Here is a 1,057-nt window from a genome sequence, read left to right as displayed (position 1 = left end):
ATCCTCGCCGTGCAGAACGCGCCGATGGGGCGCTTCTCACTGCCCGGCCTGGACGTCGCCACCTACGCGGTCGCGACCGGCACCGCCAAGTTCGACCTCGGTGTGAGCCTGGCCGAGCAGTTCGCCGCCGACGGCAGCCCGGCCGGCGTCGCCGGCACCGCCGAGTACGCCACCGACCTGTTCGACCGCTCGACGGTCACCGCCCTGGTCCGCCGCTGGACGCGCCTGCTGCGGGCCGTCACCGCCGACCCGGAGCAGCCGATCGGCGCGATCGGCCTGCTCGACGCCGACGAGCGGCACCGGCTGCTGGAGCAGGACAACGCGACCGATCGGGATGTCGCCGCCCTCCCGCTGCCGCGGGCCTTCGGGGCGCGGGCGGCGGCGGTGCCGGACACGGTCGCGCTGGTCCGCGGTGACACCGAGCTGACGTATCGTCAACTCGACGCGTGGGCCAACCGGTTCGCGCATGAGCTGATCGCCCGGGGGGTGGGCCCGGAGCAGGTGGTGGCGGTGGCGCTGCCGCGGTCGGTGGAGTCGGTGGTCGCCGCCCTGGGCGTGTGGAAGGCCGGCGCGGCCTACCTGCCGGTGGACCCGGCGTACCCGGCCGCCCGGATCGCGTTCATGCTGGCGGACGCGCGGCCCTCGGTCGTGGTCGACGACATCGCGACGGTGGCCGAGACCACCGCTCGGCCCGAGACCGATCCGCGGGTTCCGCTCGATGTGCGGCACCCGGCGTACGTGATCTACACCTCGGGCTCGACCGGCCGCCCCAAGGGCGTCGTCGTCAGCCACGCGGGCGTGGCAAGCCTGGTCGCAGCCCAGGTCGAGCGCTTCGCGATCGAACCCGGCAGCCGGGTCCTCCAGTTCGCCTCGTCCAGCTTCGACGCCTCCGTGTCGGAGATCTGCACCGCCCTGCTGTGCGGCGCCACCCTGGTGCTGCCACCCGCCGCCGATCCGCTCGCCGCCCTCACCGACGCGCGCCTGCACGTCACCCATGCCACGGTCCCCCCGTCGGTGCTCGCCGCCGTGCCGGAGGGCGCGTTGAGCCTCTCGACGC

The 1,057-nt window shown here is 74.7% G+C and carries 1 protein-coding gene; it reads left to right on the top strand.

Translation table 11 applies throughout. The annotated features are described in order from the left end of the window. Nucleotides 1–24: 24 nt before the first annotated feature. The coding region (locus WA788_RS35320) for an AMP-binding protein (protein ID WP_335984560.1) at nt 25–1,057 on the top strand (1,033 nt) is incomplete at its 3' end.

Source organism: Streptomyces sp. CA2R106 (assembly GCF_037034245.1).
In the GTDB taxonomy this organism is placed as follows: Bacteria; Actinomycetota; Actinomycetes; order Streptomycetales; family Streptomycetaceae; genus Actinacidiphila.
Note: the sequence above shows the minus strand (reverse complement) of the source record. Positions and strands in the feature narration are given on the sequence as shown.